This window comes from Geodermatophilus telluris, assembly GCF_900102745.1.
Classification (GTDB): domain Bacteria; phylum Actinomycetota; class Actinomycetes; order Mycobacteriales; family Geodermatophilaceae; genus Geodermatophilus; species Geodermatophilus telluris.
The window spans coordinates 519,102-539,892 of record NZ_FMZF01000001.1 but is presented as its reverse complement, the minus strand read 5'-3'; the positions used below and the strand labels follow the sequence as shown (position 1 = coordinate 539,892).

25 protein-coding genes are annotated in these 20,791 nt (G+C 77.2%); 17 read left to right on the top strand and 8 right to left on the bottom strand.

All coding sequences use genetic code 11. The annotated features are described in order from the left end of the window. Positions 1–22: 22 nt before the first annotated feature. Positions 23–622, bottom strand: coding sequence for a molybdenum cofactor guanylyltransferase (gene mobA / locus BLQ97_RS02560; RefSeq protein WP_091362925.1), 600 nt, complete (start codon positions 620–622; stop codon positions 23–25). 41 nt (positions 623–663) lie between these two features. Between mobA and fdhD the strand changes: the two genes are divergently transcribed. Then, positions 664–1,494, top strand: coding sequence for a formate dehydrogenase accessory sulfurtransferase FdhD (gene fdhD, locus BLQ97_RS02555; RefSeq protein WP_091362924.1), 831 nt, complete (start codon positions 664–666; stop codon positions 1,492–1,494). Between the two features lie 144 nt (positions 1,495–1,638). Here fdhD and BLQ97_RS02550 read toward each other — a convergent pair whose 3' ends face one another. Genes BLQ97_RS02550 through moeA form a run of 3 tightly spaced genes read right to left on the bottom strand, consistent with a single transcriptional unit; the run spans position 1,639 to position 3,790 of the window. After that, positions 1,639–2,133: a MogA/MoaB family molybdenum cofactor biosynthesis protein gene (locus tag BLQ97_RS02550; RefSeq protein ID WP_091363855.1), complete on the bottom strand. Its 495-nt coding sequence runs from the start codon at positions 2,131–2,133 to the stop codon at positions 1,639–1,641. Further along, positions 2,130–2,600 carry a cyclic pyranopterin monophosphate synthase MoaC gene (moaC, locus tag BLQ97_RS02545; protein ID WP_091362922.1) on the bottom strand — a complete coding sequence of 157 codons (471 nt, stop codon included), beginning with the start codon at positions 2,598–2,600 and terminating at the stop codon, positions 2,130–2,132. The genes BLQ97_RS02550 and moaC overlap by 4 nt, the downstream gene beginning before the upstream one ends. Continuing rightward, positions 2,597–3,790 carry a molybdopterin molybdotransferase MoeA gene (gene moeA / locus BLQ97_RS02540; protein ID WP_091362920.1) on the bottom strand — a complete coding sequence of 398 codons (1,194 nt, stop codon included), beginning with the start codon at positions 3,788–3,790 and terminating at the stop codon, positions 2,597–2,599. The genes moaC and moeA overlap by 4 nt, the downstream gene beginning before the upstream one ends. A 167-nt stretch (positions 3,791–3,957) precedes the next feature. Here moeA and BLQ97_RS02535 point away from each other — a divergent pair, with 167 nt between their 5' ends. The 9 genes from BLQ97_RS02535 (at position 3,958) to BLQ97_RS02495 (ending at position 13,102) form a co-directional block, all read left to right on the top strand. Next, a complete protein-coding gene (locus BLQ97_RS02535) occupies positions 3,958–4,443 on the top strand; it encodes a beta-class carbonic anhydrase (protein ID WP_091362918.1) in 486 nt (161 codons plus the stop codon). A gap of 147 nt (positions 4,444–4,590) precedes the next feature. Beyond that, positions 4,591–5,034: a 50S ribosomal protein L13 gene (gene rplM / locus BLQ97_RS02530; protein ID WP_091362917.1), complete on the top strand. Its 444-nt coding sequence runs from the start codon at positions 4,591–4,593 to the stop codon at positions 5,032–5,034. Continuing rightward, complete coding sequence (gene rpsI, locus BLQ97_RS02525) at positions 5,031–5,450, top strand: 30S ribosomal protein S9 (protein WP_091362915.1); 420 nt, start codon at positions 5,031–5,033, stop codon at positions 5,448–5,450. The genes rplM and rpsI overlap by 4 nt, the downstream gene beginning before the upstream one ends. A gap of 11 nt (positions 5,451–5,461) precedes the next feature. Next, positions 5,462–6,805, top strand: a complete 1,344-nt coding sequence (gene glmM, locus BLQ97_RS02520) for a phosphoglucosamine mutase (protein ID WP_091362913.1) — start codon at positions 5,462–5,464, stop codon at positions 6,803–6,805. Positions 6,806–6,916: 111 nt separating this feature from the next. Further along, complete coding sequence (gene glmS, locus BLQ97_RS02515) at positions 6,917–8,791, top strand: glutamine--fructose-6-phosphate transaminase (isomerizing) (protein WP_091362911.1); 1,875 nt, start codon at positions 6,917–6,919, stop codon at positions 8,789–8,791. A 129-nt stretch (positions 8,792–8,920) separates the two neighbouring features. Beyond that, positions 8,921–9,298 (top strand): holo-ACP synthase, encoded by a 378-nt coding sequence (locus BLQ97_RS02510; protein ID WP_091362909.1) that lies wholly within the window; start codon positions 8,921–8,923, stop codon positions 9,296–9,298. Further along, on the top strand, positions 9,295–10,749 hold the full coding sequence (locus BLQ97_RS02505) for an NAD(P)H-hydrate dehydratase (protein WP_217637011.1): 1,455 nt from the start codon (positions 9,295–9,297) through the stop codon (positions 10,747–10,749). Before BLQ97_RS02510 ends, BLQ97_RS02505 begins: the two co-directional genes overlap by 4 nt. Next, positions 10,746–11,885 carry an alanine racemase gene (gene alr / locus BLQ97_RS02500; protein WP_091362907.1) on the top strand — a complete coding sequence of 380 codons (1,140 nt, stop codon included), beginning with the start codon at positions 10,746–10,748 and terminating at the stop codon, positions 11,883–11,885. Before BLQ97_RS02505 ends, alr begins: the two co-directional genes overlap by 4 nt. Beyond that, the gene (locus tag BLQ97_RS02495) at positions 11,885–13,102 is read left to right on the top strand and encodes an alpha/beta fold hydrolase (protein WP_091362905.1); all 1,218 of its coding nucleotides are present in this window, start codon (positions 11,885–11,887) and stop codon (positions 13,100–13,102) included. Before alr ends, BLQ97_RS02495 begins: the two co-directional genes overlap by 1 nt. 3 nt (positions 13,103–13,105) lie before the next feature. Here the strand turns inward: BLQ97_RS02495 and BLQ97_RS02490 are convergent, their stop codons facing one another. Then, positions 13,106–13,738: a TIGR04222 domain-containing membrane protein gene (locus BLQ97_RS02490; RefSeq protein WP_091362903.1), complete on the bottom strand. Its 633-nt coding sequence runs from the start codon at positions 13,736–13,738 to the stop codon at positions 13,106–13,108. Positions 13,739–13,759: 21 nt separating this feature from the next. On the opposite strand from BLQ97_RS02490, the gene BLQ97_RS02485 reads away from it, so the two are divergent. The 6 genes from BLQ97_RS02485 (at position 13,760) to tsaD (ending at position 17,449) form a co-directional block, all read left to right on the top strand. Next, positions 13,760–14,389 (top strand): uracil-DNA glycosylase, encoded by a 630-nt coding sequence (locus BLQ97_RS02485; RefSeq protein ID WP_091362901.1) that lies wholly within the window; start codon positions 13,760–13,762, stop codon positions 14,387–14,389. After that, entirely contained in the window at positions 14,386–14,835 is a 450-nt protein-coding gene (gene tsaE / locus BLQ97_RS02480; protein WP_091362899.1) for a tRNA (adenosine(37)-N6)-threonylcarbamoyltransferase complex ATPase subunit type 1 TsaE, read from the top strand. Before BLQ97_RS02485 ends, tsaE begins: the two co-directional genes overlap by 4 nt. After that, entirely contained in the window at positions 14,832–15,230 is a 399-nt protein-coding gene (locus BLQ97_RS02475) for an NUDIX domain-containing protein (protein WP_175471560.1), read from the top strand. The genes tsaE and BLQ97_RS02475 overlap by 4 nt, the downstream gene beginning before the upstream one ends. A gap of 11 nt (positions 15,231–15,241) precedes the next feature. Next, positions 15,242–15,880: a tRNA (adenosine(37)-N6)-threonylcarbamoyltransferase complex dimerization subunit type 1 TsaB gene (gene tsaB, locus BLQ97_RS02470; protein WP_091362897.1), complete on the top strand. Its 639-nt coding sequence runs from the start codon at positions 15,242–15,244 to the stop codon at positions 15,878–15,880. Then, complete coding sequence (gene rimI, locus BLQ97_RS02465) at positions 15,877–16,341, top strand: ribosomal protein S18-alanine N-acetyltransferase (RefSeq protein ID WP_245691741.1); 465 nt, start codon at positions 15,877–15,879, stop codon at positions 16,339–16,341. Before tsaB ends, rimI begins: the two co-directional genes overlap by 4 nt. 67 nt (positions 16,342–16,408) lie before the next feature. Further along, positions 16,409–17,449 carry a tRNA (adenosine(37)-N6)-threonylcarbamoyltransferase complex transferase subunit TsaD gene (tsaD, locus tag BLQ97_RS02460; protein ID WP_091362892.1) on the top strand — a complete coding sequence of 347 codons (1,041 nt, stop codon included), beginning with the start codon at positions 16,409–16,411 and terminating at the stop codon, positions 17,447–17,449. Between the two features lie 35 nt (positions 17,450–17,484). Here tsaD and BLQ97_RS02455 read toward each other — a convergent pair whose 3' ends face one another. The 3 genes from BLQ97_RS02455 to BLQ97_RS02445 are packed head-to-tail and all read right to left on the bottom strand — an operon-like array spanning position 17,485 to position 20,167. After that, complete coding sequence (locus BLQ97_RS02455) at positions 17,485–18,288, bottom strand: hypothetical protein (RefSeq protein WP_091362889.1); 804 nt, start codon at positions 18,286–18,288, stop codon at positions 17,485–17,487. Next, the gene (locus BLQ97_RS02450) at positions 18,285–18,908 is read right to left on the bottom strand and encodes an RNA polymerase sigma factor (protein WP_175471559.1); all 624 of its coding nucleotides are present in this window, start codon (positions 18,906–18,908) and stop codon (positions 18,285–18,287) included. The genes BLQ97_RS02455 and BLQ97_RS02450 overlap by 4 nt, the downstream gene beginning before the upstream one ends. Positions 18,909–18,958: 50 nt before the next feature. Continuing rightward, complete coding sequence (locus tag BLQ97_RS02445; RefSeq protein ID WP_091362885.1) at positions 18,959–20,167, bottom strand: THUMP-like domain-containing protein; 1,209 nt, start codon at positions 20,165–20,167, stop codon at positions 18,959–18,961. Positions 20,168–20,350: 183 nt separating this feature from the next. Between BLQ97_RS02445 and groES the strand changes: the two genes are divergently transcribed. Next, a complete protein-coding gene (groES, locus tag BLQ97_RS02440; RefSeq protein WP_089402145.1) occupies positions 20,351–20,659 on the top strand; it encodes a co-chaperone GroES in 309 nt (102 codons plus the stop codon). The last annotated feature ends 132 nt before the right edge of the window (positions 20,660–20,791 follow it).

The following is a 20,791-nucleotide window of genomic DNA, read 5'->3' as shown; positions in this document are numbered from 1 at the left end:
GCCTACCCCCGGTCCGGCGCGGTCACCCCCGGTCGGCGTCCCGGGCCGCGGCGCGGGCCCGCTCCAGGTCGGCGGGGGTGTCGCAGTCGGTCCACGGCGCGGGACGGCCGGGCGTGCGCGCCGGGTGGTGGCGGGCGACGGTCAGGCGGGCGAGCACCCGGCGCACCGGCACCGGGCCGGTCGCGCCGGCGAGCGCGGCCTCCAGCGCGGCGGTTCGCCAGACGCCGAGCAGGTACTGGTCGCGGCCGGCGTCGTCGACGACGAGGACACCGTCACCGGTGAGCCGCTCGCGCAGCTCCCGCAGGAGCGACGGCGTCACGAACGGCAGGTCGCCGGCCAGGACGGCGACCACGTCGGCGTCGACGGCACGCAGCCCGGCGCGCATCGCGGCCACCGGGCCACCCCCGGGCGGCTGCTCGCGGACGACGCGGACGCCGGGCGGTACCGGCTGCGGCGGGCCGACGACCACCCGCTCGTCGGCGTCGGCCACGGCCGCCAGGACGGCGGCCAGCATGCTGCGCCCGCCGACCTCCAGCTGGGGCTTGGCCCGGCCGCCCAGCCGCGCCGCGCGCCCGCCGGCGAGCACCACGGCCGCGTAGGGCGGGAGGTCCGACGCGGTCACGCCCCGACCGTAGGTGCCGGGCGTGGGTACCGTCGCCCCTCGTGGGACGAGTCACCAGCCGCACCCCGGTCCTGCGCATCCGGGGGCCCGTGCGCACCACGCGCCCCGACACGGTGGCCGCCGAGGAGCCGCTGGAGATCCGCCTGGCCGGCTCGCCGCTGGCGGTCACCATGCGCACCCCCGGTGCCGACTTCGACCTGGTGCACGGCTTCCTGGCCACCGAGGGCGTCATCGCCGGCATCGAGGACGTCGCCGGGCTGCGCTACTGCAACTCCGTCGACGACGAGGGCCGCAACACCTACAACGTCGTCGACGTCGACCTGGCGCCCGGCGTCGAGCCGCCCGACACCGCGCTGGACCGCAACTTCCTCACGTCGAGCTCGTGCGGGGTGTGCGGCAAGGCGAGCATCGACGCGATCCGCACGCGCAGCCGGCACGACGTCGCCGCCGACCCCGTGCGGCTGGACCTGGCCACGCTGCTGGCGCTGCCCGACCGGCTGCGCGCCGCGCAGGAGGTGTTCACGAAGACCGGCGGGCTGCACGCCGCGGGGCTGTTCACCGCCGACGGCGAGCTGGTGGCACTGCGCGAGGACGTCGGTCGGCACAACGCGGTGGACAAGGTCGTCGGGGACGCGGTGCGCCAGGGGCGGGTGCCGCTGGCCGGGCACGTGCTGATGGTCAGCGGGCGGGCGAGCTTCGAGCTGACCCAGAAGGCGGCGATGGCCGGCATCCCGGTCCTGGCCGCCGTCTCGGCGCCGTCGTCGCTGGCGGTGGAGCTGGCCGCCGACGCCGGCATCACGCTCGTCGGCTTCCTCCGCGGCGACGGCTGCAACGTCTACACCCGCTCCGACCGCCTCGTCCTCGAGGACTGAGGCCGCCGACCGGAGCCGCCGACCGGGCCGCCCCGCGAGGCGGCGCGAGGAGTGGGGGCCGGAGGCTCCCGCGATCGAGCGCCGGGTCGGGCTCAGCGCAGGTCGGGACGATGCGTGGCCGCGGTGGAGGCCGGTAGGCCGACGTCAGGTGTGGTCGCCGCCCCTGAGCTGCGACACCACGTGGGGGAGGAGCGGGCCGAGGACGGCGAGCCCGTCGCGCACCCCGCCGGTCGAGCCGGGCAGGTTGACGACGAGCGTGCGCCCCGCGGTGCCGGCGATCCCGCGGGAGAGCACCGACGTCGGCACCTGCGCCTCGCCGGCGCGGCGGACGGCGTCGGCGATCCCCGGGGCCTCGCGCTCGATGACGGCGCGGGTGGCCTCGGGGGTGACGTCGGTGGGGGACAGGCCGGTGCCGCCGGTGGTGAGCACGACGTCGGCGCCCGACGCGACCGCCTCGCGGATGACCGCGGCCAGCGCCTCGGCGTCGTCCGGGCGCACGTGCGGCCCCTCGACGGCGAACCCGAGCGCCCGCAGCCCCTCGGCCAGCGCCTGCCCGCTGCGGTCCTCGTAGACCCCGGCGGAGGCGCGGTTGGACGCGGTGACGACGACGGCCCGGGCGCCCGCCGGCAGCTCGCTCACCGCCGCCACTCGCCGCTCTTGCCGCCGGACTTGGCCAGCAGGCGCACGTCGGTGACCGACGCCCGCGGGTCGACGGCCTTGACCATGTCGATGACGGTCAGGCCCGCGACGGCGACGGAGGTCAGCGCCTCCATCTCCACGCCGGTGCGGTCGGCGGTGCGGGCGGTGGCGACGATCTCCACCGCGTCGTCGGCCACCGTGACGTCCACGGTGACGCCGTGCAGCGCGATCGGGTGGCACAGCGGCACGAGGTCCGGCGTCCGCTTGGCCCCGGCGATGCCGGCGATCCGGGCGACGGCGACGGCGTCGCCCTTGGGCACGCCCTCGCCGCGCAGCAGCGCGACCACCTCGGGGCTGACCAGCACCCGCCCGGCGGCGGTGGCCTCCCGGGCGGTGACGGGCTTGGCGGAGACGTCGACCATCCGGGCGGCCCCGGACTCGTCGACGTGGGTCAGGCGGTCGCTCACTGCAGCGCTCCTTCGATCAGGACGACGTCGACCGCGGCGCCCGCGGGCAGCTCGGTGACGTCCTCGGGCACGACGACCAGGCAGTTGGCGCGGGCCAGGTGGGCCACCAGGTGCGAGCCGGGCCCGCCGACCTGGGACACCTGGCCCGCGTCGTAGCGGCCGCGCAGGAACTGGCGGCGACCGGCGGGGGAGCGCAGCGGTGCGGTCAGGGTGGCCGGCGCGCGCAGCCGGTCGGGGGAGGCGTGGCCCAGGGCGCGGCGCAGCGCCGGGCGGACGAACACCTCGAACGACACGAAGGAGCTCACCGGGTTGCCGGGCAGGGTGACCACCGGGACGCCGTCGACCGTGCCCGCCCCCTGCGGGCCGCCCGGCTGCATCGCGACCTTGCCGAACTCGACGGTGCCCAGCGTGCGGAAGGCGTCCTTGACCACCTCGTAGGCGCCGGCGCTCACCCCGCCGCTGGTGACCAGCAGATCGGCGTCGGCCAGCTCGCTGCGCACCGTGGTGAGGAACTGGTCGACGTCGTCGGGCACGAAGTGCAGCCGCCGGGCGGTGCCGCCGGCGTCCTGGACCGCGGCGCACAGCAGCAGCGAGTTGGACTCGTAGACCTGTCCGGGCAGCAGCGGGTCACCGGGCTCGACCAGCTCGCTGCCGGTGGAGAGCACCAGCACCCGCGGGCGCCGGCGCACCCACAGCGTGCGGACACCCACCGCCGCGGCCAGCCCGAGCTGCGCCGCGCCCAGGGGACTGCCGGCGGTCAGCGCGACGGTGCCGGCGCCGATGTCCTCCCCGGCGTGGCGCAGGTGGGTGCCGGCGGCGGGCGCGTCGCGGATCTCGACGACGTCGGTGGCGGCGTCGGTGAGCTCCACCGGGACGACGACGTCGGCTCCCGGCGGCAGCAGCGCGCCGGTCATGATCCGCTGCACGGTGCCCGGGGCGAGCGGGACGACGTCGGTGCGGCCGGCCGGGACGTCGTCGGCGACCGGGAGCCGCACCGGCAGGCCGGTCAGCTCGGCGGAGCGGGCCGCGTAGCCGTCCATCGCGGAGTTGTCGAAGCCCGGCAGCGGCACGCTCGCGGCGACGTCGCGCGCCAGGACGCGACCGTGCGCGGCGGCCAGGGGCACCTCCTCCTCCCCGAGCGGCGCGAGCAGGGCGGCCACCGCCGCCTGGTGTTCCTCGACCGTGCGCACCCGGTCATCCTGGCGGATGGGCCCGCGTCCGGCTGGTGGGTGCCCGGACCCCGACCGGGCAGGACGCCCGCGAGCGCGGACGGCGGCGGCGTAGGAAGCTTCCCCTCGTCCGCGCGCCCGAGACGTGCGGAGAGCCTCCTATGCCTCGACACGAGAGGAGCCCGCACGTGGCCGAGTACGAGCAGATGCTGGCTGCCAACGAGGAGTGGGCCCGGGACTTCGCGGGCCAGCTGCCGGTCGCCCCGAAGCGGAAGGTCGCCGTGGTGGCGTGCATGGACTCGCGCATGCCGCTGTTCCCGCTGCTGGGCCTGGCCGTGGGCGACGCGCACGTCATCCGCAACGCCGGCGGGGTCGTCACCGACGACACCATCCGGTCGCTGACCATCTCCCAGCACCTGCTGGGCACCCGCGAGATCGTGCTGGTGCACCACACCGACTGCGGTCTGCAGAAGACCGACGACGAGTCGTTCGCCGACCTCGTCGAGCAGGCCACCGGTGTGCGCCCGCCGTGGCCGGCCCGGGCCTTCACCGACGCTGACGACGACGTCCGCGAGTCGATCCGCCTGCTGCAGGAGAGCCCGTTCCTGCTGTCGAAGGACGTGTGCGGCACCGTCTACGACGTCGCCACCGGGCGGCTGCACCGGGTGGCCTGAGCAGGCCGGACGGCGCGCCGCGACCGGCTGGTATCGTCGTCGGCTGGTGCGCGGCCGCCGGCTGGTGCGCGCGTGCCGTGGCGTCTCCCGTGCTCGGTGAGGCGATCCCACCAGCCACCCCCGACGACGACGGAGGACACGAGCGCCGTGCGCACGTACACACCCAAGCCCGGCGAGGTCACCCGCGCCTGGCACGTCATCGACGCCACCGACGTGGTGCTCGGTCGACTCGCCAGCCAGGTCGCGACCCTGCTGCGCGGCAAGCACAAGCCCCAGTTCGCCCCGCACGTCGACGTCGGTGACTTCGTCGTCGTCGTGAACGCGAACAAGATCGCGCTCACCGGCTCCAAGCGCGACCAGAAGACCGCCTACCGCCACTCCGGCTACCCGGGCGGCCTGCGCGCCATCAACGTCGGCGACCAGCTGCGCACCCACCCCGACCGCGTCGTCGAGCGCGCGGTCAAGGGCATGCTGCCGCACAACAGCCTCGGCCGGCAGATGATCAAGAAGCTGAAGGTGTACGCGGGTCCGGAGCACCCGCACGCCGCGCAGCAGCCCCAGACCTTCGAGATCAAGCAGGTGGCCCAGTGACCTCCGCCCTGACCGTGACCGACGCCGAGGGGCGTCCCGTCCAGACCGTCGGTCGCCGCAAGGAGGCCGTCGTCCGCGTGCGGCTCGTGCCGGGCACCGGCCAGTTCCGGCTCAACGGCCGGACCCTCGAGCAGTACTTCCCGAACAAGGTGCACCAGCAGCTCGTGCGCGAGCCGTTCGTGACCCTCGAGAAGACCGAGCAGTACGACGTCGTCGGCCTGCTCAAGGGCGGCGGCGTCACCGGCCAGGCCGGTGCGCTTCGCCTGGCCATCGCCCGCGCCCTCATCGAGGTCGAGGCCGAGGACCGCCCCGCCCTGAAGAAGGCCGGCTTCCTCACCCGTGACGCGCGGGTCAAGGAGCGCAAGAAGTACGGCCTGAAGAAGGCCCGCAAGGCGCCGCAGTACTCGAAGCGCTGACCGGTACGCCGGTGGGTCGCCTCTTCGGGACCGACGGCGTCCGGGGTCGGGCCAACGCCGACCTCACGCCGGAGCTGGCCCTCTCGGTGGCCCGCGCGGCCGCCGGTGTGCTCGCCGACCGCGACGGGACCTCGCGTCCCGTCGCGGTCGTCGGCCGTGACCCCCGCGCCAGCGGGGAGATGCTCGAGGCCGCGGTGGTGGCCGGCCTGGCCAGCGCCGGCGCCGAGGTGCTCCGCGTGGGGGTGCTGCCCACCCCCGCCGTCGCCTTCCTCACCGCGTCCACCGACGCCGACCTCGGCGTGATGATCTCGGCGAGCCACAACCCGATGCCCGACAACGGCATCAAGCTGTTCAGCCGCGGCGGGCACAAGCTGCCCGACCCCGTCGAGGCCGCCATCGAGCGGACCGTGCTCGCCGCGGACGGGCCCGGTCCGCGCCCGACCGGGGCCGACGTCGGCCGGGTCCGCGACCTGCCCGGCGGCGTCGACGACTACGCCGGCCACCTGCTGTCGACGCTGCCCGCGCCCGTCGGCGGGCTGCGGCTGGTCGTCGACTGCGCGCACGGCTCGGCCGCGACCTGCGCGCCCGACGTCTACCGTCGGGCCGGCGCCGAGGTCACCGTGATCGGTGGCGAGCCCGACGGCTGGAACACCAACGACGGCGTCGGCTCCACCCACCTGGGCCCGCTCACCGAGGCCGTCCGCGCGCTCGGCGCCGACCTGGGCATCGCCCACGACGGCGACGCCGACCGGTGCCTCGCGGTGACCGCCGACGGGCAGGTCGTCGACGGCGACGCGATCCTCGCCGTCTGCGCGCTGGGCCTCAAGGAGCGCGGGCAGCTCGCCGAGGACACCGTCGTGGCCACGGTCATGAGCAACCTGGGCTTCCACCACGCGATGCGCGACGCCGGGATCGCGGTGCACACCACCGCCGTCGGCGACCGCTACGTGCTCGAGGCGTTGCGCGCCCGCGGGCTGAGCCTGGGCGGCGAGCAGAGCGGCCACCTGGTCTTCCTCGACCACGCCACCACCGGCGACGGCCTGCTGACCGGGCTCGCGCTGCTCTCCCGCATGTCGGCCACCGGCGCCTCGCTGGGCGAGCTGGCCGCCGTGGTGCAGCGGCTGCCGCAGACGCTGGTCAACGTGCCCGTCCGCGACCGCATCGCCGTCGTGGAGAGCGACGAGGTCGCCGGGGCGGTCAACGCGGTGGAGGAGGAGCTCGGCGACGACGGCCGCGTGCTGCTGCGCCCCTCGGGCACCGAGCAGCTGGTGCGGGTGATGGTCGAGGCACCCACCCAGGAGCAGGCCGACGGGATCGCCCAGCGCCTGGCCGCGGTCGTCGCCGCCGTCGACTGAGCGCCCGGCCGGCTGGGGTCCCTGGGACGGCTGGGAGCCGCGGGGTGGGGCGACGGGGGACACGGTCGCGGGAGGACGGAGCGGTCCGCCACTGCCGGTAGCCTCGTCCGGGTGTGTGGCATCGTGGGTTACGTCGGTCCCCAGAACGCGCTGGACGTCGTCCTGGAGGGCCTGCGCCGGCTCGAGTACCGCGGGTACGACTCCGCCGGCGTGGCCGTCCGGGTGGGCGGGGCCGACGCGGGTGAGCTGACCTCGGTCAAGAAGGCCGGCAAGCTGGCCAACCTGGAGAAGGTCCTGGCCGACTCGCCGCTGCCGGAGGCGACGCTCGGGATCGGGCACACGCGCTGGGCCACCCACGGCGGTCCCACCGACCGCAACGCCCACCCGCACCTGTCCGCCGACGGCCGGGTCGCGGTCATCCACAACGGGATCATCGAGAACTTCGCCGCGCTGCGGGCCGAGTGCGAGGCCGGCGGCGTGGAGTTCCGCTCCGACACCGACACCGAGGTCGTCGCGCACCTGCTGGCGGCCGTCTACGCGGAGCAGCCCGAGGGCCCGGGCCGGTTCGCCGCGGCGATGCGCGCGGTCAGCCGCCGGCTGGAGGGCGCCTTCACCCTGGTCGCCGCGCACGCCGACGAGCCCGACACGCTCGTCGCCTCCCGCCGCAACAGCCCGCTGGTGGTCGGCGTCGGCGACGGCGAGTACTTCCTCGGGTCCGACGTCGCCGCCTTCATCGCGCACACCCGCGAGGCCCGCGAGCTCGGCCAGGACCAGGTCGTCGAGATCGACCGCACCCGCGGCCTCAGCGTCACCGACTTCGACGGCGCCCCGGCCGAGCCGGTCGCCTACACCGTCGACTGGGACGCCGCCGCCGCCGAGAAGGGCGGCCACGACTGGTTCATGCTCAAGGAGATCGCCGAGCAGCCGCAGGCCGTCGCCGACACCCTGCTGGGCCGGCTGGGCGACGAGGGCGAGCTCGTCCTCGACGAGGTGCGCCTGTCCGACCAGGAGCTGCGCGACGTCGACAAGATCTTCGTCGTCTCGTGCGGCACCTCCTACCACGCCGGGTTGATCGCCAAGTACGCCATCGAGCACTGGACCCGCATCCCGGTCGAGGTCGAGGTGGCCAGCGAGTTCCGCTACCGCGACCCGGTGCTCGACCGGTCCACGCTGGTCGTCGTCATCAGCCAGTCCGGCGAGACGATGGACACGCTCATGGCGCTGCGGCACGCCAAGGACCAGAAGGCCCGCGTGCTCGCGATCTGCAACGTCAACGGCTCGACGATCCCCCGCGAGTCCGACGCCGTGCTCTACACGCACGCCGGACCCGAGATCGCGGTCGCCTCGACCAAGAGCTTCCTGGCCCAGATCGTCGCCTGCTACCTCGTCGGCCTCGTCCTCGCCCAGGTGCGCGGGATCAAGTACACCGACGAAGTCGCCTCGATCGTCCACGAGCTGCAGAAGCTGCCCGAGGCCGTGTCGCAGGTGCTGACGCAGATGGAGCCGGTGCGCGAGCTCGGCCGCTCGCTGGCCGACGCGGACACGATCCTCTTCCTCGGCCGGCACGTGGGCTTCCCCGTGGCGCTGGAGGGCGCGCTCAAGCTCAAGGAGCTCGCCTACATCCACGCCGAGGGCTTCGCCGCCGGCGAGCTCAAGCACGGCCCGATCGCGGTCATCGACGAGGGCACCCCGGTGGTGGTCATCGCCCCGTCGCCGCGGGGGCGGAGCCTGCTGCACGACAAGGTCGTCTCCAACATCCAGGAGATCCGGGCCCGCGGTGCCCGCACCATCGTGATCGCCGAGGAGGGCGACGAGGCCGTCGTCCCGTACGCCGACCACCTCATCCGGGTGCCGCGCACGCCCACCCTGCTCGCGCCGGTGGTGACGACGGTGCCGCTGCAGGTGCTGGCCTGCGAGATCGCCGCCACCCGCGGCTACGACGTCGACCAGCCGCGCAACCTGGCCAAGAGCGTCACCGTCGAGTGACGCGCGCGTGCCGCGCGATGATCAGGTGACCTGATCGTCGCGTGTCCGACCCGACCGTGGGACGTCGGGTCGGACGCGCTGCGGTGCGGTAGGACGGCGCCGGACGGGCCCGCACGGCAGACTGGCCGGGTGATCGTCGGGGTCGGGATCGACGTGGTGCCGGTGGCCCGCTTCGCGGAGTCGCTGGTGCGCACCCCCGGACTGCGCGACCGGCTGTTCACCGCCGCCGAGCAGGTGACCCCCTCGGGCGGGCACCGGACGGCGGAGTCGCTGGCCGCCCGCTTCGCCGCCAAGGAGGCGCTGGCCAAGGCGCTGGGCGCGCCGGGCAGCCTGGCCTGGCACGACGCCGAGGTGACCGTGGGCGACCACGGCCGCCCGCACCTCGAGGTGCGGGGCAGCGTCGCCCGCCGCGCCGAGGCGCTCGGCATCGACTCCTGGCACCTCTCGCTCAGCCACGACGGCGGCATCGCCTCCGCGGTGGTGGTCGCGGAGGGGACGCCGGCGTGATCGGGCTGTCCACCGCCGCCGAGGTCCGCGCCGCGGAGGAGGTGCTGCTGGCCCGCACCCCCGAGGGCGCGCTCATGCAGCGGGCCGCCACCGGGCTGGCCACCGTCTGCCTGCGGCTGCTCGGCCGCGCCTCGGGAGCCCGGGTCACCGCGCTCGTCGGCGGCGGCAACAACGGCGGGGACGCGCTGTTCGCCGGTGCGCGCCTGGCCGCCCGCGGCGCCCGCGTCACCGCCGTCCTGCTCGACGCCGACCGCACCCACCCGGCCGGCCTCGCCGCGCTGCGCCGCGCGGGCGGCCGCGTCACCGGCCCGCAGGGCCCCGACGGGCTCGACCGCGCCGACCTGGTGCTCGACGGCGTCGTCGGGATCGGCGGCCGCGGCGGGCTGCGGCCGGAGGCGGCACGGCTGGCCGCGCGGGCGGCCGCCGGGCCGGCGGTGACCGTGGCCGTCGACGTCCCGAGCGGCGTGGACGCCGACACCGGCGCGGTCGCGGGCGAGGCGTTCGCCGCGCTGCACACGGTGACCTTCGGCGCGGTCAAACCCGGGCTCGTCGTCGGCGACGGGCGCGGGTGCGCCGGCACCGTCCACCTCGTCGACATCGGCCTCGGCCCGCACCTGGCCCGGCCGCGGGCCCACCAGCTCACCGACGCCGACGTGGCCGCGCACCTGCAGCCGCCCGGGCCCGGCGACGACAAGTACTCGCGCGGGGTGGTCGGCGTCGTCGCCGGTTCGGCCGTCTACCCGGGCGCCGCCGTCCTCTGCACCGGGGCGGCGCTGCGCACCCGGCCGGGCCTGGTGCGCTACGCCGGGACGGCGGGCGACGGCGTGCGCGCCGCCTGGCCGGAGGCGATCGTCACCGACGGCCGGCCCGCCGACGCCGGCCGGGTGCAGGCCTGGGTCGCCGGGCCCGGGATGGGCACCGACGACGACGCCCGCAGCGTGCTGGCCGAGGTGCTGGCCACCGACCTGCCCGTGGTCGTGGACGCCGACGCGCTGACGCTGGCCGCCCGCGAGCCCGGGCTGGTCCGCGGGCGGGGCGCGCCGACCGTGCTCACGCCGCACGACCGCGAGTTCGAGCGCTTCGGCGTGCCGGTGGGCGCCGACCGGATCGGCGCCGCCCGCCGGCTGGCCGCCGAGCTCGGCGCCGTCGTGCTGCTCAAGGGCGACGCCACCGTCGTCGCCGGGCCCGACGGGACGGCGTTCGTCAACGCCACCGGCACCGCCGAGCTGGCCACCGCGGGGACCGGCGACGTCCTCTCGGGCATCCTCGGCGCCCTGCTCGCCACCGGCACGTCCGCCGCGGAGACCGCCGCGGCCGCCGCCCACCTGCACGGCCGCGCCGGGCAGGTGGCGAGCGCGCGGGGACCGCTGGTCGCCGGCGACCTGGTGCGGCGACTCCCCGAGACGGTGGGCCGGCTGCGCGAGGGGCGCCTGCGAGACTCGGAGGCGTGAGCGAGCGAGTTCCCCGGGCCGAGGTGGTCGTCGACCTCGACGCGATCGCGGCCAACACCGCGGTGCTGCGCGGGCGGGTCGGCCGGCCGCTGATGGCGGTGGTGAAGGCCGACGGCTACGGGCACGGCCTCGTCCCCGCCGCGCGCGCGACCCTGGCCGGGGGAGCCGACCAGCTCGGCGTCGCGGTCCTCGAGGAGGCCCTCGCGCTGCGCGCCGCCGGGATCACCGCACCGGTGCTGGCCTGGCTGCACACGCCGGGCAGCGACTACGCCGCGGCGCTGGCCGCCGACGTGGAGGTGTCGGTCAACACCGAGCGCGCGCTCGCCGAGGTGGTCGGCGCCGCCCGCGCCACCGGCCGGCCGGCCCGGCTGCACCTGTGCGCCGACACCGGCCTGTCCCGGGAGGGCGCCGGCCCCGCCGACTGGCCCGGGCTGGTGGCCGCCGCCGCGCGGGCGCAGGAGGACGGCGACCTCGCCGTCGTCGGGCTGTGGAGCCACCTGGCCTACGCCGACGCGCCCACCCACCCGACGATCGGCGCGCAGGTCCGCGTGTTCGAGGAGGCCGTGGGGATCGCGCGGGGGGCCGGGCTGACCGACGCCCGGCTGCACCTGGCCAACTCCGCGGCCACCGTCGCGCTGCCCGGGACCTGGTTCGACATGGTCCGCCCGGGCATCGCCGTCTACGGCCTCGACCCGCTCGGTGGCGACGCGGCCGACCACGGCCTGCGGCCGGCGATGACGGTGCGGGCGCGCGCGGCACTGACCAAGCGGGTGCCCGCCGGCGTCGGCGTCTCCTACGGCCACACGTACTCGCCCGACCGCGAGACCACGCTCGTGCTGGTCCCGGTGGGCTACGCCGACGGCGTCCCGCGGGCGGGCGGCAACCGCGCGCCGGTGCTGGCCGCGGGCGCCCGGCGCACCATCGCCGGGCGGGTGTGCATGGACCAGTTCGTGCTCGACGTCGGCGACGACGAGGTGCGGCCCGGCGACGAGGTGGTCCTCTGGGGTCCCGGCGACGCCGGCGAGCCCACCGCGCAGGACTGGGCCGACGCGGTCGACACCATCCACTACGAGCTGGTCACCCGGGTCGGCGGGCGGTTCACCCGCCGCTACACCGGGACGGCGGGGGCGGTCTGATGGCACGGGGGCGCGGAGCGCGGCAGCAGCCGGCGCACACGGGGCTGGGGGACGCGCTCACGCGGCACCCGGTGGCGGCCGGCGCCGGGGCCGTCGTCGGCCTGGCGGCGGCCACCACCGCCGTCGGCGTCGCCGTCGCCCGGATCGCCACCCGGCGGGTGCGGGCCGAGCGGCTCAGCCCCGCCGGCGCGCTGCCCGAGGGCGCCACCGCGGCCGACCTGCGCGAGGACGACCCGCTCGGCCCGGCCGCACGCGGCGCCGACCGCACCGCCTGGGTGCAGGCCGACGACGGCGTGCTGCTGGCCGTGGAGGAGGTCGGCCCGCTCGACGCGCCGCTGACCGTCGTCTTCGTGCACGGCTACTCGCTGTCGATGGCCTCCTGGACCTACCAGCGGCGGTCGCTGGCCGCGGAGCTGGCCACCGCCAACGGCCACCGGCCCACCGCTCGGCTCGTCTTCTACGACCAGCGCGGCCACGGGGCCTCCTCCCGCGGGCCGGCCGAGAACTCGACCATCGACCAGCTCGCCCGCGACCTCGCCCGGGTGGTGGAGGAGCGGGCGCCCGACGGGCCGGTCGTGCTGGTCGGGCACTCGATGGGCGGCATGACGGTCATGGGCCTGGCCGAGCTCGCCCCGGAGGAGTTCGGCACCAAGGTCGCCGGCGCCGCCCTGGTGGCCACCTCGAGCGGCAACCTCGCCGACCTCGACTTCGGCCTGCCGGACTTCCTCACCCGGGTGCGCGCCGCGGTGCTCCCCGTGGCGGCCTGGACGATGCGCCGCCGGCCGGTGTTCGCCGAGCGCACCCGCCGGCTGGCCGCCGACGTCGTCTCCGCGGCCACCTGGTCGCTGTCGTTCGCCTCCACCGACGTCGACCCGCGGCTGGGCCGCTACGTGGACGCGATGATCGGCGGCACCCCGGTCGACGTGATCGCGGAGTTCTACCCGGCGCTGGTCGGCCTCGACGAGACCGGCGCGCTCGGGCCGCTGCGCCGCGTGCCCACGCTGGTGCTCACCGGCGACGCGGACAAGATGATCCCCAAGGCGCACAGCGACACCCTCGTCGAGCTGCTCGGCGGGGAGGGCCCGACGGTCGAGTACGTCGTCGTCCCGGACGCCGGGCACCTGGTGACGCTGGAGAAGCCGGCGGAGGTCACCCGGGCGCTGGCCGGGCTGGTGCGCCGGGTGGCCGCCGAGACGGCGGCGCGGCCGTCAGGGTGACGGTCAGCCGCGGCCGTGCTGTGCCCGGCTGACCAGCTCCTCCCGGGTGCGGCGGGCCACCTCGCAGTTGTCGGCGAACGTCAGCTCCCACGGCGTCGCGGCCCCGGGCAGGACGGGACGCGGAGGCGGCTCCAGCACCGCCGCCCGCAGCGCCGGGTCCTCGAGCCGGTGCGGGCCGTCGAGCGCCACCGGCCGCACGGGGTCGCCGGCGCCGGGCCGGGCACCGCGCAGCAGCCGGCGGCCCGCGGCCGTCGGGCCGAGGAGCCGGCCGAGCAGGCCCTCGCGCCGCAGCCGCCGGGCCACCGCGGTCACCCGGTCGTCGCCGAGCGCCCGCCAGCGGACCGTCTCCACCGAGCGCCGGCCCCGCGCGCCGACGGCGTCGAGGACGGCGGCCTCGACCGGGTGGCGGCGGCGCGGGTCGGCGACCTGCAGCTCGCCCGGTGCCACGGCCCGGACCCGGCCGGTGACCACCAGCGCGACCAGCGCGGTGTCGACGACCCGCTGCGTCCCGCCGGCGAGGCAGGCGACGTCGTACACGTCCGGCTGCGGCGTCATGGCGGCTCCTCGGGACGCGGGCTCGTGCGCCCACGGTGGCACCGCCGCGCCCCCGGCGGAAGCCCGGAGGCCGGCGGCCACCCCCGCCCGTAGGGTCGGGGCGTGGCCGCTCCCCGTCCGCCCCGGTTCGACGCCGCCGCGGAGGAGGTGGCTCGCGCTGCCGCCGCGGCCGCCGACTGGCCGGCGCTCGCCGCCGCGGCGAGCCCCTGCGTCGCCTGCCCGGAGCTGGCCGCGACCCGGCAGCACGTCGTCGTCGGTGACCCGCCGGTGCGCGGCCGGGCGCGCTTCGCCCTGGTCGGGGAGGCGCCCGGCGCCACCGAGGACGACACCGGGCGGCCGTTCGTCGGGAGGTCCGGGCAGCTGCTCGACCTGCTGCTCGCCGAGGCCGGGCTGGACCGCGCCGACGCCGCGGTGCTCAACGTCGTGAAGTGCCGGCCTCCGGCCAACCGCACGCCGAAGGCCCCCGAGGTCGCCCGCTGCAGCGGCTGGCTGCGGCGCCAGCTCGAGCTGCTCGACCCGCCGGTGGTCGTGGCGCTCGGGCTGTCGTCGGCGAAGTGGTTCCTCGGCCCGAGGACGGTCCTGGCCGAGGCGCGCGGCCGCCCGCACGACGTCGGGGGCCGGGCCGTGTGGGCCACCTACCACCCCTCGGCGGCGATCCGGTTCGGCCCGAACGGCGCGCCGCGCGCCGGGCTGCTGGCGGACCTGACGTCGGTCGCGGCGGGCCTGCGGTGAGGCGCGAGCACGTCCTGCCCGGCCCCGAGGACACCCGGGCGCTGGGCGCCGCGCTCGCCGCCGCCGTCGTCCCCGGCGACCTGGTGGTGCTCACCGGCCCGCTCGGCGCCGGCAAGACCGCGCTCACCCAGGGCCTGGGCGCGGCGCTGGGGGTGACCGAGCCGGTCACCTCGCCGACCTTCGTCATCGCCCGCGTGCACCGCGGCGGGCGGCTGCCGCTGGTGCACGTGGACGCCTACCGCCTGGGCAGCGTGGCCGACGTGGACGACCTCGACCTGGACGCCTCGGCGGAGGAGTCGGTGACCGTCGTCGAGTGGGGCGCGGGGCTGGTCGAGCAGCTCGCCGACGAGCACCTGGAGGTGCGGCTCGACCGGCGCGAGGACGACGTCCGCACCGCCGTCCTCGTGCCGCACGGCCCGGGCTGGGAGCGGCGGCTGGACGCGTGAGTGCGCACCGGGTGGTGGCCGGGGTGCTGGTGTCCGGCCCCCGGGTGCTGCTGGGACACCGCTCGCGGGGCCGCCGCTGGTACCCCGGTGTCTGGGACGTCGTCGGCGGGCACGTCGAGCCGGGGGAGGACGAGCGCGCCGCTCTGCTGCGCGAGCTGCGCGAGGAGATCGGCGTCGAGGCGACCGGGGTGGACGGCGAGCCGGTGCTGCGGGTGACCGAGGACGACCTGCACCTCGCCGTCTACGCCGTGCGCACCTGGGAGGGCGAGCCGCGCAACCTCCAGCCGCACGAGCACGACGAGCTGCGGTGGGTCACCGCCGGCGAGGCGCGCGGCCTGGCGCTGGCCCACCCCTCCTACGCCGACCTGGTCGAGCGGCTCGCCGGGCCGGACTAACCTGGCGTCCCGTGCTCGTCCTCGCCCTCGACACCGCGACCCCCACCCTGGTCGCCGGGGTCGCCCGCCGGCCGGCCGACGGCGCCGTCGAGGTGCTCGCCGAGCGGGCGGTGCCCTCGGGCAACCGGCACGCCGAGCTCCTGGTCCCCGCGGTGCGCGAGGCGCTCGCCGCGGCCGGCGTCGCGCTGGCCGACGTCGACGTCGTGGTCGCGGGGCTCGGCCCCGGGCCGTTCACCGGGCTGCGGGTCGGCGTGGTCACCGCCGCGGCGCTGGCCGACGCCCGCGGTGTGCCCGCGGTCGGCGTCTGCTCGCTCGACGCGGTCGGGTCCGGGGAGCGGACGGTGGTGACCGACGCCCGCCGCAAGGAGGTCTACTGGGCCGCCTACGACGCGGCCGGGGCGCGGGTGGACGGGCCCGGCGTCGTCCGCCCGGAGGACGCCCGGCTGACCGGCCCGCTGGTCGGCGACCCGCGGTTCGCCGAGCGGCTGCGCGCGCCGGTCACCCCGGCCGAGGTGACGACGGCCGGCCTGCTGCGCGCGGCCGGGCCGCTGCTCGACGACCCGTCGTCCGCCGGGCCGCTGGTGCCGCTGTACCTGCGCCGTCCCGACGCGGTTCCGCCGACGTCGTTCAAGCCGGTGACGACGTCGTGAGCGTGCGGTTGCGGCCGATGCGGCTGGCCGACCTCGACGCGGTCCTGGCGCTGGAGGAGGAGCTCTTCGCGCCCGACACCTGGACCCGCGCGATGTACCGCGACGAGCTCGCCCGCACCGACACCCGGCACTACCTGGTCGCCGTCGACACCGCGGACGGGGACGGCGGGACCGTCGTCGGCTACGCGGGCCTGATCGCCTACGCCGACGAGGCGCACGTGGCCACGATCGGGGTCGCGGGGGCCCGGCAGGGGGAGGGGATCGGCGCGCAGCTGCTCGACGCGCTGCTCACCGAGGCCGACCGCCGCAGCCCGGTCGTGCTGCTGGAGGTGCGCGCCGACAACCCCGTGGCGCAGGGGCTCTACCGGCGGCGGGGGTTCACCGAGATCGGCCGGCGGCCGCGCTACTACCAGCCGAGCGGGACGGACGCGGTCGTGATGAGGCGGGAGGTGCGGCGGTGAGCGGACAGGGAGTGAGCATCGCAGCGAGCTCTGCGAGCGAGGAGCGGAGCGACCGCGGGAGCGGTCGATGACGCCGAGCGAGCCGCTGGTCGTCGGGTTCGAGACCTCGTGCGACGAGACGGGGGTCGGCGTCGTGCGCGGGCGGACGCTGCTGGCCGACGCGCTGGCCACCTCGGTGGCCGAGCACGAGCGCTTCGGCGGGGTGGTGCCCGAGATCGCCTCCCGGGCCCACCTGGAGGCCATGGTGCCGACGGTGCACCGCGCGCTGGCCGAGGCCGGGGTGGCGGCGTCCGACGTCGACGCCGTCGCGGTCACCGCCGGGCCGGGGCTGACCGGCGCGCTGCTGGTCGGGCTGGCGGCGGCCAAGGCGTACGCGCTGGCGCTGGACGTGCCGCTGTACGGGGTCAACCACCTGGCCGCGCACGTCGCCGTCGACGAGCTGCAGCACGGCGAGCTCGCCGAGCCGTCCCTGGCGCTGCTGGTCTCCGGCGGGCACAGCTCGCTGCTGCTGGTGCCCGACCTCTCCCGGGAGGTGACCTCGCTGGGCCGCACGGTCGACGACGCCGCCGGGGAGGCGTTCGACAAGGTCGCCCGGGTGCTCGGCCTGCCCTTCCCCGGCGGCCCGCCGATCGACCGGGCCGCCCGCGAGGGCGACCCGGCGGCCGTCGACTTCCCGCGCGGGCTCACCGGTCCCCGCGACGCGCCCTACGACTTCTCGTTCTCCGGGCTCAAGACCGCCGTGGCGCGCTGGGTCGAGGCCCGGCAGCGGGCCGGGGAGCCGGTGCCGGTGGCCGACGTCGCCGCCTCCTTCCAGGAGGCGGTGGCCGACGTGCTCACCGCCAAGGCGGTGCGCGCCTGCCGCGACCACGGTGTCGACCACCTGGTGCTCGGCGGGGGAGTGGCGGCCAACTCGCGGTTGCGGGCGCTGGCCGAGGAGCGCTGCGCGGCGGCCGGGATCGTGCTGCGGGTGCCCAGTCCGAGGCTGTGCACCGACAACGGCGCGATGGTCGCGGCGCTGGGCTCGCGGCTGGTGGCGGCCGGCGTCGAGCCCTCCGCGCCCGACCTGGGCGCCGACAGCTCGCTGCCGATCGAGGTCGTCACCCCCTGAGGGAGGGAGGGGACGGCGCCCCCTCCCTCACCCGGTCAGTAGGTGTCCGCGAGGGCGGACGTCGTCACGAGCCCGGCCCCGTCGGTGACGCGGACCCGGACGGCGCGGTCGTCGTCGGTGGCCCCCGGCCACCACGCGGCCCACCAGCCGTCCGCCACGGTGGCCGTGACGACCTCCCGGCCCGGCAGGACCAGTTCCACGGCCGCGACGTCGGGAGCGCTGCGGCCGTAGGCGGTCGAGCCGTCCCGGTCCCCGCCCCCGGACGTGCGCGTCGTGCCCAGGCCGGCCGTGCGCACCCCGGCGGCCGGTGCGCTGCTGAGCGAGCTCCGCAGCTCCTGGCGCGCGGTCCCCACCACCCCGTCCGGGCCGGACAGGCAGTCGCCGACCGTGCCACCGCCGACCAGGACGGTCAGGCCCCACGGTCCGCGGACGTCGACCACGGCCGGTCGTTGCTCGGCGGGGTCGAACGGGTGCTCCGCCGCCCAGGACGTGCCGTCCCCGTCCGCCGTCCGGGCGAGGGCCTCGGTGCAGGCCGCGACCAGTGCGGCCTGCGCCGCCGGCGCCGCGCGGTCGGGGACGTAGGCGTAGTCCGCGACGGCCCGGGGTGCCGTGCCCCCGGGTACGAGGACCAGCGCGGCGGCGGCGCCGGCCGCGGCGACGGTCCCGACGGCGAGCCGCCGCCGGGACCGGGCGGGCGCGCGGAACGGCACGACGGTGGCCGGCCCGGCGGAGGTGGCCGCCACCTCGCGGGCAGTCCGGAGGAAGGACGGCGGGAGGTCGGGCAGGTCGGCGTCGTCGACCAGCGCCGCGTCGGACAGTCGCTCGTCAGTGGCGGTCACGGGGTCTCCTCGGGGGCCGTGTCGGTGTCGGTGTCGGTGTCGGTGTCGGTGTCGGTGTCGGTGCCGAGACGGGTCAGGGCGGTGCGCAGCCGGGTGCGGGCGCGGTGCAGGCGGACGCGGGCCGTCCCGGGCGCCAGTCGCAGGACGGTGGCCGCCTGGGCCGGGGTCAGGCCCTCCCAGGCGACGAGGGTGAGCAGCTCGCGGTCGTCGTCGGACAGCCCGGCCAGCGCCTGCCGCACCCGGCGCGCGTCCGCGCGGGCGTCGAGGAGCGCGGCGGGGTCGGGCACCTGGCTCCCCTCCCGGCCGAGGTCGGCGGCCAGGCGCTGCCCCAGCCGGTCGGCGCGGGCCCGGCTGCGCAGCAGGTTGGCCAGCGTCAGCCGCGCGACGCCGAACAACCACGGGCGCTGCCCGTCCTCGTCCTGCGGGACCTGGTCGGGGCGGCGGCAGACCACCACGAAGACGTCCGACACCAGGTCGAGGGCCTCCTCGCGCGTGGCGCAGCGGCGCAGGGCGTAGCCGAGCAGGGCACGTCCGTGCTCGCGGTACAGCGCCTCGACCGGGTCGCCGGGTGGGGACGACCGGGCGGGCGGCACGGGGAGGGGGTCCTCGGTGACGGTCACGCCCTCCGCATGTCCGGTCGCCACCGGCCGTTACCGCGGCACGGCACGCGTCAGCCCGCGACGTCGCAGACGAGCGCGGTGGGGGCACCGGCCACCCGGGTGACGACGACGGTCGCCGTCCCGGTGCCCGGGCCGCGCAGCTGCCGGGCGAGGGTCTCCGGCTCGATGGCCGAGCCGCGCTTCTTCACCACGACCCGGCCCACGCCGCGGGCCCGCAGCAGCGCCCGCAGCCGCTTGAGGTGGAACGGCAGCACCTCGTCGACCCGGTAGGAGGTCACCCACGGGGAGCCGGCCGCCGCGTCGGAGGTCAGGTAGGCGATGGTCGGGTCGACCAGCGTCGCGTCCAGCCCGGCGGCCACCGGTGACACCAGGCCCGACCGGATCACCGCCGGGTCGGGCTCGTGCAGCCACCCGCGCACGGGGCCGGCGTCGGCCGGTCCGGGGTCGGCGTCGGCGGTCAGCTCGTGCACCGCCCCGTCGCGGACGACGGTCGCCCGCCGCCACACCGCCGCGACGCCGGTGCCCCACAGCAGCGCCTCGACGATCGAGCCGCGCACCGACACCCACTCGGCCTCCACGCCCGCGGGGACCCGCTCGTGGTCCAGGCCCGGCGCCACCTTGACCACCGCGCGCGGCACCCGGTCCAGCAGCGTCGCGACCGTCGACCACGGCGGCGACCAGCGGTCGGGATCGAGCTGCCGGCGCCCGCCCGCCCGCCGGGCCGGGTCGAGCACGGCGGCGCCGCAGCCGGCCACCTCGCCCCCGCGGGCGGCGGCCACCAGCTCGACGACGTCACCGGCGACCACCCACACGTCGCCGTCCACCCCGAGCGCGGCCGCGTTCGCGGCGGTCAGCTCCCGGGCCACGGGGTCGCGGTCGACGGCGAGCACGCGCGCGCCGGCCCGGGCCAGGGCCACCGTGTCGGTGCCGGCGGCGCAGCCGAGGTCGGCGGCGGAGTCGGTGCCGTCAGCCAGCAGCCGGGCGGCACGGCGGGCGGCGAGCTCCGGCCGGCCGGCCTGCTCGAGGGTGTCGGCGGTCAGGAACAGCACGTCGGCGTCGGCGCCGAAGACCGGCCGCGCACGCGCCCGCAGCCGGGCCAGCTCCCACGCGGGACCGGCCAGTTCCGTGCCGACCTCGGCGCGCAGCCGGGCGACCCCGGCGAGCACGTCGGCGCCCTCGGTCAGCAGGGCCGTGGCCCGCGCGACGGCCGCGCTCCCCTCGGGAGTCCGCAGCAGGGCGACGGCGGTCGGCTCGGGCACCGCGCCAGCCTCCCGCAGCGTCCCCTCGCCCGGGGGGTGGACCCGGTTGAGTGGCTGGCACTCTCGTGGGTAGAGTGCCAAAACGACACGGGTCGGCGCCTGACCCCCGCGACGGCAGGCCCAGGCCTCGTGCCACAACGTGCAAGCCACCCAGCCGTCCGATCCCGAAGGGGGCGTCACCTCGTGACGACCGCTACCAAGGTCACCATCAAGCCGCTCGAGGACCGCGTCGTGGTCCAGGCCAACGAGGCCGAGACGACCACCGCCTCCGGCCTGGTCATCCCGGACACCGCCAAGGAGAAGCCGCAGGAGGGCACGGTCATCGCCGTGGGCCCCGGCCGCATCGACGACAACGGCAACCGCGTCCCGCTCGACGTCAACGTCGGCGACGTCGTCATCTACTCGAAGTACGGCGGCACCGAGGTCAAGTACGCCGGCGAGGAGTACCTGGTGCTCTCCGCCCGCGACCTGCTCGCCGTCGTGGAGAAGTAGAAGGACCTCGTCCTCCTCATCTCTCGCGAGCTCGGGACGAGCCTCTGGACGAGGCCGTTCCAGCACGTCACCCGACCGCCCCGGCGACCCGAACTGACCGGGTCCCGGGGCGGTCGTCGTCCCACCCCGTCC